Source organism: Salinisphaera shabanensis E1L3A, assembly GCF_000215955.2.
GTDB classification, from domain to species: Bacteria; Pseudomonadota; Gammaproteobacteria; order Nevskiales; family Salinisphaeraceae; genus Salinisphaera; species Salinisphaera shabanensis.
The window spans coordinates 102021-115114 of sequence record NZ_AFNV02000007.1 but is presented as its reverse complement, the minus strand read 5'-3'; the positions used below and the strand labels follow the sequence as shown (position 1 = coordinate 115114).

The 13094-nt window shown below is 62.6% G+C and carries 17 protein-coding genes; 12 read left to right on the top strand and 5 right to left on the bottom strand.

The features are described from left to right. The first annotated feature begins 21 nt into the window (after positions 1-21). The 7 genes from SSPSH_RS05995 to SSPSH_RS05965 all read left to right on the top strand — a co-directional run bounded on the left by SSPSH_RS05995 (position 22) and on the right by SSPSH_RS05965 (position 5436). Positions 22-1005, top strand: a complete 984-nt coding sequence (locus tag SSPSH_RS05995; protein WP_006915076.1) for a cation efflux transmembrane domain-containing protein — start codon at positions 22-24, stop codon at positions 1003-1005. Positions 1006-1090: 85 nt separating this feature from the next. Further along, positions 1091-1501 (top strand): M67 family metallopeptidase, encoded by a 411-nt coding sequence (locus tag SSPSH_RS05990; RefSeq protein WP_021031485.1) that lies wholly within the window; start codon positions 1091-1093, stop codon positions 1499-1501. A gap of 104 nt (positions 1502-1605) precedes the next feature. Continuing rightward, positions 1606-3306 (top strand): proline--tRNA ligase, encoded by a 1701-nt coding sequence (locus SSPSH_RS05985; protein ID WP_006915074.1) that lies wholly within the window; start codon positions 1606-1608, stop codon positions 3304-3306. Positions 3307-3413: 107 nt separating this feature from the next. Further along, positions 3414-4034: a lytic transglycosylase domain-containing protein gene (locus SSPSH_RS05980; protein WP_006915073.1), complete on the top strand. Its 621-nt coding sequence runs from the start codon at positions 3414-3416 to the stop codon at positions 4032-4034. A gap of 72 nt (positions 4035-4106) precedes the next feature. Next, positions 4107-4472, top strand: a complete 366-nt coding sequence (locus tag SSPSH_RS05975; RefSeq protein WP_006915072.1) for an ArsC/Spx/MgsR family protein — start codon at positions 4107-4109, stop codon at positions 4470-4472. Next, complete coding sequence (wrbA, locus tag SSPSH_RS05970; protein WP_006915071.1) at positions 4469-5086, top strand: NAD(P)H:quinone oxidoreductase; 618 nt, start codon at positions 4469-4471, stop codon at positions 5084-5086. Before SSPSH_RS05975 ends, wrbA begins: the two co-directional genes overlap by 4 nt. Next, positions 5086-5436: a DUF2069 domain-containing protein gene (locus SSPSH_RS05965; RefSeq protein ID WP_006915070.1), complete on the top strand. Its 351-nt coding sequence runs from the start codon at positions 5086-5088 to the stop codon at positions 5434-5436. The genes wrbA and SSPSH_RS05965 overlap by 1 nt, the downstream gene beginning before the upstream one ends. A 24-nt stretch (positions 5437-5460) precedes the next feature. Here SSPSH_RS05965 and SSPSH_RS17800 read toward each other — a convergent pair whose 3' ends face one another. From SSPSH_RS17800 to SSPSH_RS05955, 3 genes are read right to left on the bottom strand one after another with little or no spacing between them, the layout of a single operon-like run. After that, positions 5461-5685, bottom strand: coding sequence for an HdaA/DnaA family protein (locus SSPSH_RS17800; RefSeq protein WP_021031484.1), 225 nt, complete (start codon positions 5683-5685; stop codon positions 5461-5463). Next, entirely contained in the window at positions 5660-6148 is a 489-nt protein-coding gene (locus SSPSH_RS05960) for a DnaA ATPase domain-containing protein (protein ID WP_021031483.1), read from the bottom strand. Before SSPSH_RS05960 ends, SSPSH_RS17800 begins: the two co-directional genes overlap by 26 nt. A gap of 28 nt (positions 6149-6176) precedes the next feature. Then, a complete protein-coding gene (locus tag SSPSH_RS05955) occupies positions 6177-7229 on the bottom strand; it encodes an AI-2E family transporter (protein WP_006915068.1) in 1053 nt (350 codons plus the stop codon). Positions 7230-7595: 366 nt separating this feature from the next. Between SSPSH_RS05955 and purM the strand changes: the two genes are divergently transcribed. Genes purM through SSPSH_RS05940 form a run of 3 tightly spaced genes read left to right on the top strand, consistent with a single transcriptional unit; the run spans position 7596 to position 10058 of the window. Next, a complete protein-coding gene (purM, locus tag SSPSH_RS05950; protein WP_021031482.1) occupies positions 7596-8639 on the top strand; it encodes a phosphoribosylformylglycinamidine cyclo-ligase in 1044 nt (347 codons plus the stop codon). After that, a complete protein-coding gene (gene purN / locus SSPSH_RS05945; protein WP_021031481.1) occupies positions 8636-9328 on the top strand; it encodes a phosphoribosylglycinamide formyltransferase in 693 nt (230 codons plus the stop codon). Before purM ends, purN begins: the two co-directional genes overlap by 4 nt. Beyond that, positions 9297-10058 (top strand): DUF3108 domain-containing protein, encoded by a 762-nt coding sequence (locus SSPSH_RS05940; protein WP_006915066.1) that lies wholly within the window; start codon positions 9297-9299, stop codon positions 10056-10058. Before purN ends, SSPSH_RS05940 begins: the two co-directional genes overlap by 32 nt. Here SSPSH_RS05940 and dcd read toward each other — a convergent pair. Beyond that, complete coding sequence (dcd, locus tag SSPSH_RS05935) at positions 10055-10621, bottom strand: dCTP deaminase (protein ID WP_006915065.1); 567 nt, start codon at positions 10619-10621, stop codon at positions 10055-10057. The genes SSPSH_RS05940 and dcd overlap by 4 nt on opposite strands. A gap of 120 nt (positions 10622-10741) precedes the next feature. On the opposite strand from dcd, the gene SSPSH_RS05930 reads away from it, so the two are divergent. Beyond that, complete coding sequence (locus tag SSPSH_RS05930; protein ID WP_006915064.1) at positions 10742-11749, top strand: zinc-dependent alcohol dehydrogenase family protein; 1008 nt, start codon at positions 10742-10744, stop codon at positions 11747-11749. A gap of 7 nt (positions 11750-11756) precedes the next feature. Here the strand turns inward: SSPSH_RS05930 and SSPSH_RS05925 are convergent, their stop codons facing one another. Further along, positions 11757-12071: a DUF1127 domain-containing protein gene (locus tag SSPSH_RS05925; RefSeq protein ID WP_006915063.1), complete on the bottom strand. Its 315-nt coding sequence runs from the start codon at positions 12069-12071 to the stop codon at positions 11757-11759. A gap of 138 nt (positions 12072-12209) precedes the next feature. Here SSPSH_RS05925 and SSPSH_RS05920 point away from each other — a divergent pair, with 138 nt between their 5' ends. Next, positions 12210-13082, top strand: coding sequence for a LysR family transcriptional regulator (locus SSPSH_RS05920; RefSeq protein ID WP_021031480.1), 873 nt, complete (start codon positions 12210-12212; stop codon positions 13080-13082). Positions 13083-13094: the final 12 nt, after the last annotated feature.

Genomic DNA, 13094 nt, shown 5'->3' with positions numbered 1-13094 from the left:
CGCGGGCACTAACATGCCGGAATGACACACCACGAACCGCGCCACCCGAATGGCTTGCCCCGCGACAAACAGCAAGCGCTGGCACGCGCCTGCCGTATCGAATGGCTCACGCTGGTTCTGCGCATCAGCGTAATCGCCGCGCTCTATCTTGCGCTGGGCACGACTCAGGCGCTCACGGCCATCTGGCTGAAAAGCCTCTGGGCCTTGTTGCCGCCGGTGGCTTTCCTCGTGGCCTGTCGGGTCGAGCGTTTGCAACCGCGGCCGCGTTTTCCTTTCGGCTTTTATCGGGCAGGCACCATCGCATTCTTGAGCGGCGCGCTTGCGCTGTCTGCGATGGGCCTGTATCTGCTCTATGTGGGTTTGCGCAGCCTGATGACGCTCAAGCACCCGGCTCTTGGCTCGTGGTGGTCGACGCCGGCGCTAGACTGGTCGGGCTGGCCTGTGCTCGCCGCACTGGCCTACAGCATGCTGGTACCGGTCGTCGCCGGGCGTTCACGCCAGCGTCTGGCTATCGCTCTGCACGACAAGGGGCTGTATGCCGACGCCACCATGGGTCGCGCGAGCTGGCTGGCCGGCGGCGCGGCCATCGTGGGTGTGCTTGGTATCGGGCTTGGCCTGTGGTGGGCGGATTTCATTGCCACACTGATCATCGGCGCCGATATCCTGCGTCACGGTTTGCGGCATTTGTATACCGCAGTCTGTGACCTGATCGACGAAGTGCCACGCAAACTGGGCACAAATACGATCGACCCGCTCGGCGCGACGATACGGAATCATCTGGAGTCGCAGCCCTGGGTATCAGACGCGCGGGTGCGCCTGCGTGAAGAAGGCCGCCGGCTGACCGGCGTTGCGTTCGTGTGTCCGCACACCGACACCGATGCGCTGGTATCAAGACTGGCGCGCGCCCGTGCCGATATCGAAGCGCTCGACTGGCGTCTGCTGGATTTCGAATTGGTACCGGTCAACGCCAACCGCTGTGCGAACGCCATTTACACACCGCGCTGACTTGAGCTCGCGCGCCCGCGCGCCGTCTCTCGTGCCGATAGGATGCGGGCGCTATCATGCGCGTCGATTTAATAAGGAATTAGGCGTGACCCCTGTAAAAATGAGTCGGATGCTGGCCACCCGCTTGCTTTTCGAAGCACAAAAACAGCCGGACGTCGAAGTCTGCGGTTTTCTGAGCCAACGCGACGGCGTGCCTTACGACATCTACCCGGTGGCCAACGTGGCGGCTGAGCCCGCGCGGCGCTTCGAAATGGATCCGGCAGGCCAGGTCGCCGCACTCAGGAACATGCGCGAGCGTGGCGAGGGAATGCTGGCGATCTATCATTCGCACCCCAGCGCACCGCCCGGGCCTTCCGTGCATGACCTGGCGGGCCTGGGTTACCCGGAAGCGCTGTATCTGATTATTTCGCTCAATATCAAAGGGGTGCTCGAGATGCGCGCGTGGCAGCGTGAAGACGACACCATGCGCGAGCGCGTGCTCACCATTCTGGACTGAGCGTCGGCGCGAAAGCACAGCGATCTTCAAGGCTTTCGGTCACCCGCCGCGCTTTTTTGTAGAATCGCGGGCTGATTCGTTCACCGACCCGACCGGCCCTGCCCATGCGTCTATCCGCTTTCGCCCTGTCCACCACCAAGGAAACCCCGGCCGATGCCGAAATCGTGTCGCACCAGCTGATGCTGCGTGCCGGCATGATCCGCAAACTCGGCGCCGGCCTGTATACCTGGACGCCGCTGGGCATTCGGGTCTTGCGCAAGGTGGAAAACATCGTGCGCGAGGAAATGGACGCGGCCGGCGCACTCGAAGTGCTCATGCCGGCCGTACAGCCGGCCGAACTCTGGCAACAAAGCGGACGCTGGGACGCCATGGGCGATCTCATGCTGCGCATGACCGATCGCGCGGAACGCCAATACTGCTTCGGGCCCACGCACGAAGAAGTCATCACCGACTACGCCAAGCGCGATATCAGCAGCTACAAACAGCTGCCGGTCAATTTCTACCAGATCCAGACAAAATTCCGCGACGAGATCCGGCCGCGCTTCGGCCTGATGCGCGCACGCGAATTCATCATGAAGGACGCCTACTCCTTCCATATGGACGACGCGGACCTGGACCGCGAATACCACGTCATGCGCGCGGCCTATGCACGTATTCTCGATCGCATCGGGCTGGATTATCGCGTGGTCGCAGCGGACTCCGGTGCGATTGGTGGCGCCAAATCCGAAGAGTTTCATGTGCTCGCACAGACCGGTGAAGACGAACTGGCGGTCGCCGAGAACGGCCGTTACGCGGCCAACGTCGAAGCGGCCCTCACCATGGCCAGCGAGACACCGCGCCCGGCCCCGGGCGGCGAATTGCGCAAGGTGGATACCCCCGGCGTGGCCACCATCGCCGATTTGTGCGCCGCACTCGATCTGCCGGCCGAAACCACCGCCAAGGCGATCGTGGTCATGGGCGACGACGACAAGCCGGTGCTCCTGGTGCTGCGCGGCGATCACAGCCTCAACGAAATCAAGGCCGAAGGCATCGACGGCATCGCCACGCCACTGCAATTCGCCGAAGAATCCGTCATCCGCGAACATTTCGGTGCCGGCCCTGGCTCGCTCGGCCCGGTGAACGTCAACGTGCGCGTGATTGCCGATTACGCCGTGCAGAACGCTGCAGACATGGCCGTGGGCGCGAACTATGACGGTGCCCACTTCGTGAACTTCAACTGGGGCCGCGACGCGATAGAGCCCGAGTTTGCCGACCTGCGCAACGTGGTCGCCGGCGACCCGAGCCCGGACGGCTCGCCGCTATCGATTCTGCGCGGCATCGAAGTCGGCCACGTATTCCAACTGGGCGACAAGTACAGCCGCGCGCTCGAGCTGAGCGTGCTGGACGAAAACGGCAAGTCGATCACACCGCAGATGGGCTGCTACGGCTTTGGCGTATCCCGTATCGTCGCCGCCGCGATCGAGCAGTGCTTCGACGATGCCGGCATCTGCTGGCCGACGGCGATCGCGCCGTTCGAGCTGGTCATCATTCCCATCAAGGCCGACAAATCCGCTGCAGTGCGCAAGGCCTGCGACAACCTGTATGCCGAATGCCGCAATGCCGGCATCGATGTCGCCCTCGACGATCGCGGCCTGCGTCCCGGACCGATGTTCGCGGATGCCGAGCTCATCGGCATTCCGCATCGCGTGGTCATCTCCGATCGCGGGCTCGAGGCGGGTACGCTCGAATACAAGGGCCGCCGCGACAGTGACAACAGCCAGATCGAATACAGCCTTGAAGCCTTGCGGCAAAAGTTGGGCCGCTAGGCGCCGATAACGTCGAGGATCGCCTACGATCAGCGCGTTCGTTCACGCGGCATCGGTGCACGCGGCGCGTATGGAAAAACGAGCCAGGCCGACGGGGGAATCAGACTTTGTCCGAGACGTATTCGCTAGCGCGCGCGGTCGCGTGGCTCGTACGGGTGCTGTTGCCCAGCGTAGTCTGGGCCGCAATGTTCGTGGGCTCCCCCGCGCACGGCGCTGCAGCCCAACCTGAAGCGGTGGATCCGGCTCTGCGCCGGGCGTTGATGAGCGCCGTACACGAGTCGGCCACGTTCTCGAATCGTTTCGAAGCCGAAGTCTGGTTGCTCGACATGTCGACCCGCCTGGAACGTCTCATGCCGGATGTCGGCCGGCGCATGGCTCTGCTCAAGACCGTACACGCCGAGTCGACGCGCGCCGGGTTGGACCCGCAGGTGGTGCTGTCGTTAATCCAGGTGGAATCTGCTTTCCAGCGTTTTGCGGTATCGTCGGCAGGCGCAATCGGGCTCATGCAGATCATGCCGTTCTGGATCGACGAAATCGGGCGGCCCGACGACAATCTCTTCGATATGCGCACCAATCTGCGCTACGGCTGCACGATTCTGGCGTTCTATCTCGACAAGGAAAACGGCGATCTCACCCGCGCCCTGGCCCGCTATAACGGCAGCCTCGGCCAGTACTGGTACCCATCGCGGGTCGCAAGCGCCTTGCAGGCACGCTGGTACGCCCGCTGATCGCAAGCCCGGCGTTGCGTTGTTGGCGCACGCGTCGCAGGATGAGCCGCCCATTCCAACCCCGTCGCCGTCATGCGTTTGTATTACAACCCGCGTTGTTCCAAGTCACGCACGGCGCTGTCCCTACTCGAGGACGCGGGACAGGTGGTGGAAGTCGTGGATTATCTGAAAGCGCCGCCTGGCGCCGCCGAACTCGCCAGCCTGATCGAAGCGCTCGATACGGCACCCGCATCGCTTGTACGTACCACCGATACCGCCTTTGCCGACAGTGGCTACACTGAAAACACACTCGATCGGGATAGCGTAGTAACGCTGCTCGTCGCCCAACCGGCGCTGATGCAGCGCCCGCTACTCGTCACCGATACCGCAGCACTCATCGCTCGCCCACCCGAGCGCCTATTCGAACTCATCGATTCCCGTCAGGACACGCATTCATGAGCAGCACTTCCACGAGCAACGAGATTCTCGTGCTCTATTACAGTCGCAACGGCGCCACCGCCGCACTCGCGAACGAAGTCGCGCGCGGCATCGCCAAAGCCAAACCTATGCAGGCTCGCGTACGCACGGTGCCCGAAGTCTCGCCCGATTCCGAGGCCAGCGCGCCATCGGTGCCTGAACACGGCGCACCCTATGCGACCCACGACGATCTCGAGGACTGTGCCGGCCTGATCATCGGCTCGCCGACACGTTTCGGCAATATGGCCGCGCCTTTGAAGTATTTCATCGATACGCTGTCAGGCCAGTGGCTGTCGGGCACACTCGCCGACAAGCCTGCGGCAGTGTTCACATCGACAGGCAGTCTGCACGGCGGTCAGGAAACCACACTGACGAGCATGATGTTGCCGTTGCTGCATCACGGCATGCTGATCGTCGGCCTGACCTATACCGCCGACAATCTGCTGGCCGAAACCGACAGCGGCGGCACCCCGTACGGTGCCAGCCATGTATCCGGCGTGATCGGCGACAAGGCGCTCACCGATATCGAAAAGCAGCTCGCCCGCAATCTCGGCGAGCGTGTCGCACGTACCGCACTCAAACTGGGCGATCCCTGATGCGCTGGTCTCGTTATGCCCTGCTACTCGCCGTAATTTCCAATATTGCGCTGATCGTGAGCCTGTTCTGGATTGCCGGCGTTCATACCACCGAGCGGCTACTACTGGCAGGGATCTTCAGCCTGCCCCTACTGGCCTCGCTCAACGGGCTGGCGCGTGCACGCATTTATACCGCGGCCTGGGCCTCAATGGCCGCCCTGTTCTATATGGCCTATGCGATGGTCGAATATATTTCCGGCGTCGCCACTCTGGCCGTGGACCTGTGCCTGGGCGCCAGTATCGCGATGTTCGTGGGCACCGTGGTGTTCGCCAAATGGGATGCGCGCGAACGCGAAGCGACACGCTCTTAAGGCCGCAAAACGGCCCACAGGAAATCAGCCCAGAATCTGTTTGACGAACGGAATGGTCAGCCGTCGATGGGCAGCCAGTGAGGCGTGATCCAGCGTATCGAGTGCGCGCATCAGTGCCGGCACGTCGCGCTCGCCGTGGCGCAGCAGCCAGCGGGCTGTCGCATCGGGCATTTCCATACCGCGCTGGGCGGCACGCTCGACGAGCAATGCATGCTTGTCGGCATCATCGAGTTCGGTGGTCGCGATCACCCCGCCCCAGACCAGTCGGCTGGCCAGATCGGGGTAGCGCCAGACCCAGTTCCGCCGGCGGCTGTCGATCGGCTGCCAGCAAACGTCCGCCGCGCGCGCGCAGTCCGTCGGTGAGACTCAATAGCGCGATTTCAGCGTCGCGGTCGCCTGCGATCGCCGCTACATCGTCGATACAGACACAGTCCATATCCTGTAACCCGGCCAGTAGCGACTCGGCTTGATCGGCGACCTGATCCAGCGGCACATAGACACTGCGATCGCCGGCATCGCCGGCTGCACGACACACCGCCTGGAGCAAATGCGTCTTGCCGCTGGCTTCGGGGCCGTGCACGAACAGGCGCTCGCTGCGGCCATCGGCAATCTGGGTCACGGCTGCGCGTACGGGCGCATTCGTTTCGCCCACGAATGCGTCGAGCGTCGCGCTCTGCGGCAGCTGAACCCCCAGAATGAGCTGTGTCGCCATTATCGCGACCTCGTCGAACACACAGACATCAATGGTCGAGATAGGCTCGGCTGGAGCGCCATTGTCGACCACCGTAGCGCACGATCACAGCCACGGCCGCGGCCACCGGCAAGGCAATGAGCACACCGACGAAGCCCAGGATCTGACCGCCGGCCAGTACCGCGAAAATGACCCACACCGGATGCAGGCCGATGGCATCACCCAGCAGCAGCGGCTGCAGAATCACCTGTTCGAGCACCTGACCGATACCGAAGACGATGAAAACCCAGACCAGCTGGAACGGGTCGCCGGTCTGTACGAGCATCGCAATGCTCGATACCAGCAAGCCGCTGATTACGCCAACATAAGGCACGAAGCTCACCAGCCCCGCGCCCAGACCGATCACCAGCGCCAGATCGAGGCCCGCCAGCCACAGACCGACGATATAAATCGAGCCGAGCACGGTCATCACCAGAAGCTGGCCACGGATGAACTGGCCCAATACCTGGTCGGTTTCCTCGGCGAGTTCGGTGATCGTGCCGACATAGCGGCGCGGCAACTGCGACTTGATCCAGGCGACCATGTGGTCCCAGTCGCGCAGCAGATAGAACATGATCACCGGGATGAGCAGCAGGTTCATGGCGATCGCCATGAGCGCGGTACCCGAAGAAAACGCTTTCTTGGCGACTGTAGAAGCAAAGCCGCCCGCGGTGCCCCAGTTGTCGGCAATCAGGGTCTTGATCGACTCCACGTCGAGCGACTGGCCATTACGCCCGAACGAACCGAGATACGGCGCGGTCGTCTGCTGAATCCAGTCCAAATAGCGCGGCAGGTTCTGTACCAGCGTATTGAGCTGCTTTTGCAGTGGCGGCAACAGCAGCAACATCAGAAGAGACAGCACCACTGTAACTACGGCAAAAACCACCACGACCCCGCCGGTGCGCGACATGCGCATCCGTTCGAGCCGATCGACGATGGGATCGCAGACATACGCCAGGCCGGCGCCGATGAGAAACGGCGTGAGGATCGAGCCCAGCAGCCAGATCGTGAAGACGACGAACGCGAACACGCCAATCGCGACATTGCGCTGGCTTTTCACCATGACGGGTATCCGGTCGATCGATTCATCGATATGCCATTCACGCTACCGGCGCGGCACATGAAAATGCGGGCGCGCGCGCCGCGATCCTGACTCCTGTGGTGTTGCACGAATACCTCGGCATGAAAACGACGATAACGGCCCCTCAACCCTGAAAATCCCAGCGCCCGATGACACGATGCGCGTGGTCGCGACACGGCAGCCACGGCCCGTACAGAGACACCCGGTTCGTATGCCGGCCACGTTGCGCAAAACAGTAATAATCGATACGACCCACACCGCTGGCAACAGGGCTGGATACCCGCGTTACAATAACATGCGCTGCCCGGCCCGACGGGCTCAATCTCTTTCAACCGTGAGCGATTCCACGTGAGCCAACGCCCTTCTCTGACTTATGCCGACGCCGGCGTGGATATCGATGCCGGCAATCGTCTGGTCGACGAAATACGCGGCCCGGTCGAGGCCACCCGCCGGCCCGAAGTGATCGGCGGACTGGGCGGTTTCGGCGGCCTGTTCGAGCTGCCGGTCGACCGCTATCGGCGCCCGGTGCTCGTCTCCGGCACCGATGGCGTGGGCACGAAGCTGCGCCTTGCGATCGATGCACACCGTTTTGACGGTATCGGTATCGATCTGGTCGCCATGTGTGTAAACGATGTGCTGGTGACCGGCGCGGAACCGTTGTTCTTTCTCGACTACTACGCCACGGCCCATCTCGACGCCGCCGTTGCCGCGCCGGTCATCAAGAGCATCGCCGAAGGCTGTCGCCAGGCAGGCGCGTCGCTCATCGGCGGCGAAACAGCCGAAATGCCCGGCATGTATGCCAGCGGTGATTTCGATCTGGCCGGCTTCTGTGTGGGCGTGGTCGAATACGATGCCCGTATCGACGGCAGTCGCCTGAGCGAAGGTAGCGTCGTGCTTGGGCTGGCCTCTTCCGGCGCGCATTCCAACGGCTATTCGCTGGTACGCCGTATTCTGGATGTGGCCGGGGCGACACTGGAAACCCGTCTCGGCGACCAAAGCCTGGCCGATGCGCTGCTCGCGCCGACTCGTATTTATGTAAAAGCGATTCAGGCGTTGCTTGCGCAGGTCGACGTGCAGGCCATGGCGCATATCACTGGCGGCGGTCTGGCCGAGAATTTCGCGCGCGTGATTCCCGACCATCTGGCCGCCACCATCGAACGCAGCGCCTGGACGCGCCCGCCGGTCTTCGACTGGCTCGCCGATGCAGGCAATGTCAGCGAAGCGGAGATGGATCGCACCTTCAACTGCGGTATCGGCTACTGCGTCGTGGTGCCAGCCGACCAGGTCGCCCAGGCCATCGATGTACTCACCGGGGCGGGCGAGCAGGTTTTCGAACTCGGGCGCATCCACGCGCGCGAAAACGCCGAAGACGACGCCGTTCGCCTGGTTTGAGTATCGCCCGCCCCGACAGCACGAGCGAAAAGGCTCGCCTGGTAGTGGTCATTTCCGGGCGCGGGCGCAATCTGCAAGCGATCATTCAGGCAATTGAAGCCGGTGAGCTCGCTGCCGAGATCGCGCTGGTGATCAGCAACCGCGCCGACGCGCCGGGCATGCAGATCGCACGTCTGGCCGGCCTCAACTGTGTCTGTATCGAACCGCGCGGTTTCAATCATCGCGAGGATTTCGATCGCGCGCTGGCTGCCCGTATTGCCGCTGCCCGTCCGGACTGGGTGGTGCTCGCTGGCTTCATGCGCATATTGAGCCAGGCCTTCGTCGAACGCTTCGAAGCGAAACTGATCAATATTCATCCTTCGCTGCTGCCGCTCTATAAAGGGCTGAACACGCACGAACGCGCACTGTCGAATGGCGACGCGCGCCACGGCGCGAGCGTGCATTTCGTTACCCCCGACCTGGACGACGGGCCGCTTATCCGTCAGGGCAGTATCGCGATCGAATCAGACGATACGCCGGATACGCTGGCCGATCGCGTGATGGTCGAGGTCGAACAACGTCTTTACCCGGCCGCGCTTGCAGAACTGGTCGCCGGCCGCGTGTATTTCAAGGATGGCGTGGTATGGCGTGACCATGGCTTACAGGATCGCTGCCCGCATGACGAATACGACCGGCTGGCGCTTTCATGACCGCCGCTGTAAACGATACGGCGCGCTGTGCCTGCTGCTCGTTGCCATGCTGGATTCCCCCATCGCCGGAGCCGATGTGATGCAAACCTTCGATGCCCAGTTCAAGGTGAAACGGGGCGCAGTAACGCTTGGCACCACCCGCTTTTCGCTGTCCCGCGAGGGCGCCGACAACTGCTACGTATTCCGCGGCGAAGCCAATCCGAACGCCATCGTGCGTGTCTTCGTTGGCCAGGTGATCGACGAAAGCCGATTCTGTATCGAAAATGGCGTGGTACGACCGCAGCGCTTTGCGCACCATATGGAAGGCAATACCGACGACAGCTATAGCCTAGAGTTCGACTGGGCAAGCCACGAGGTCGTATATCGCAGCGAAGCCGGCGCCACGAAAAACCTGACCCTCGGCGAAAGCGCATTCGATCCGTTATCGATCCAGATTGCGGCGCGCCGCTGGGTGGCCGAACACCCCCAGCCCGACGCCGCGGGCGAACGCGATTTCGTCCTGATCGATGAAAAGAAACAAAAGACCTATCGCCTGCGTGCCAGCGACGGCGGTCGCATCAAAACACCCGCCGGACGCTACGACACGGTCAAGATCGAGCGCATAGACGACCCCAAGCGCGGTCTGCGCTTCTGGCTGGCCCCCGATGCCGACTGGATACCGATCCAGGTCGAACACGAAAAACCCAAGACCGGCGTTTTCCGTATGCAGATCACCGCGCTCGATCGCTAGGTGCGCGGCAACGTGACCCCGCGCTGGCCCTGATACTTGCCGCCCCGATCCTTGTAGGACGTTTCGCAAATTTCGTCCGATTCCAGAAACAGCATCTGGGCGACGCCTTCATTGGCGTAGATCTTGGCCGGCAAGGTCGTCGTGTTGGAAAACTCCAGTGTCACGTGGCCTTCCCACTCCGGCTCCAGCGGCGTGACGTTGACGATGATGCCGCAGCGCGCGTAGGTCGACTTGCCCAGGCAAATGGTGAGTACGCTGCGCGGAATGCGGAAGTACTCTACCGTCGAGGCCAGCGCGAAGGAATTGGGCGGGATGATGCAGGTGTCGCCTTCGAAATCCTGAAAGCTCTTTTCATCGAACGCTTTCGGATCCACCACCGCCGTATTGATGTTGGTGAATATCTTGAAATGCGGCGAGCAGCGCACGTCGTAGCCATAGCTCGATACACCGTAGGACACGATTCGCCCCGTCTCATTTTCCTTCACCTGGCCGGGCTCGAACGGCTCGATCATGCCCTGTTCGGCCGCCATGCGGCGGATCCATTTATCGGATTTGATACTCATCGACTCGACTCTGCGCGGCGGGCAAAGCGCGCAGTTTAGGGCCTACGCCCGGGCTGAGCCAGCTGCCCTGATCGCGTATCATTGACCCGTCAATGAATCAAACGCTTTCAGGAGCCTAATATGCAGGTCCAGCTCATTCGCGAATTCGGCGCGCCCGATGTATTCGAGTCCGCCGAGATCGATACACCCACGCCGGGCGCGGGCCAGTTGCTGGTACGTCAGATCGCCTCCAGCGTGAACCCGGTCGATACGAAGCTGCGCGCCGCAGGCCCGCCGATCGCGCCGGAACTGCCCGGCGTGCTCGGCTGCGATGTGGCCGGCATAGTCGAGGCGGTCGGCGAAGGCGTCACCCGCTTCAAGGCTGGCGATGCCGTTTATGGCTGTGCCGGCGGACTGCGCGGGCGCGGCGGTGCTTATGGCGAATATATCGCGGTCGATGCCGCCTTCATGGCGTTCAAGCCGGATGCGCTGGATTGGCGCGAAACTGCGGCCCTGCCGCTGGTGACCATCACCGCCTGGGAAGCGATGGTCGATCGCACCCGCATCGCGCCCGGGGATCATGTGCTCATCCACGGCGGCGCCGGTGGCGTGGGTCATATCGCCATTCAGCTGGCCAAGGCGCAGGGCGCACGTGTGGCCGCAACGATTTCCTCAGCGGCCAAAGCTGATATCGCGCGCCGCATGGGCGCCGACGAGACCATCAGTTATCGTGAGGAAAGCGTCGAAGACTATGTCGATCGCCTGACCGCAGGCCGCGGCTTCGATGTGGTCTTCGATGCCACCGGCGGCTCGGATATCGCCACCTCGTTTGCGGGCGCGCGAGTCAACGGCCAGGTCGCGACCATCGTGTCGCAGTACGAGGCCGACCTCACGCCCATGCATACCAAGAGCCTCACGCTGCATACCATCTTCATGCTCACCAGCATGCTGCATGGCGTGCACCCCCAGCACCACGGTGAGATTCTGACCAAGGCCGCGGCACTTGCCGCGACCGATCAGCTCAAGCCTTTGCTCGACGATCGCCGCTTCACGCTCGGCGATGTAGCAGCTGCGCATTCGCATCTGGAAGCGGGCGCGGCCGTCGGCAAGATCGTGATCGATATCGCCGACGAGGCGCGCTCGTTGTAAAAACCTGTCAACGGCTCGGCCCATCGCCGAGCCGTTTTTCACCCGGTGGTACACAGGCCGCCGTCGCTGACGACCGCTTCAAGGCTTGCAGCTGCTGGTGCAACTCAGCACGGCTGTAGCCCAGATCACGAAGGATACGATCGTCGCGCTCGAGTAGCTGTCGCAGACTTCGGCTCGGACGCCGGCGTTCGAGCCACCGGTCCAGCCGCGCGAACAACCATAGCGGCGGCATTGCCGGCATATAAATACGCTCGATCGCCGGTTGCGTCGGTGCCTTAGATCGAACCGGCGTCTTGCGGGTTGAAGAAAAAACGTCACGCATATCGCTTCTCCGTAGAGCCCGGGAAGGGCCGTTTACTGATCGCCGCTATTGGCGGGCGTAATCAGCATGAAAGCGCGCGGCTGTTCAAACCAGCGAAAAGATCTATACTCAACGTTCAATTTTTCTTAATTGAATCCGATGACGAGACTGCCAGGCCAAACCACGAGCGCCACAGAGCGGCTGCTCGATACCGAGGTGCTTAAAAGTTTCGTTGCTATCGCCGAGCACGGCAGTTTCACCCGTGCGGCCAAAGCCGTGTTTCGAACCCCTTCGGCCTTGAGCATGCAGATCAAGGGGCTGGAGACGATGCTCGACAAGCGTCTGTTCGTACGCGAGGCGCGTCGCGTGCACTTGACCGAACACGGCGAACTGCTGCTGCGCTACGCCCGCCAGCTGCTACAACTCAATGCCGAGGCCGTGGCCTGCTTTCTGGCGCCGGTACTCGATGGCACGGTACGCATCGGCTCGCCGGATGATGTCGGCGGACGGATTCTGCCGCGGGTACTGGGCGCATTCGCTCGCTCCAATCCGGCCGTACAGGTCGACGTCATGACCGGCACCAGCCGCCTGCTGCTGCAGCGCCTGGACGCCGACGAAATCGATTTCACGCTGGTGACGACCGGCAAGCACGATTTCGATTCCAAGCGTGGCGAAATCGTGCATACCGAGCCTCTGGTGTGGGCCGCACGCCGTGGCGGCAGCGCACGGCTACGCGAACCGTTACCGGTCGCACTCGCCGAGCCGGCTGCGCGTGGCGCGCCAGCGCTGTCGACGCGCTCGACCATGCGGGCCGACGTTACCGGGTGGCGTACAGCAGCGATCACAGCGCCGGCCAGCGCGCGGCGGTACTGGCAGACCTGGCGGTTGCGCCATTCCCGCGCCCACTGGTCGATTCCGCGGATCTGGAGATCATCGATGATCCCGAGCTACCGCCGCTGGCAGAAACCCATACCGCGCTTGTGTTCGGTGCCCAGTGTTCCGAGGCCGGCAAGGCACTCGCACAGCATGTGATTGACGCGTTTC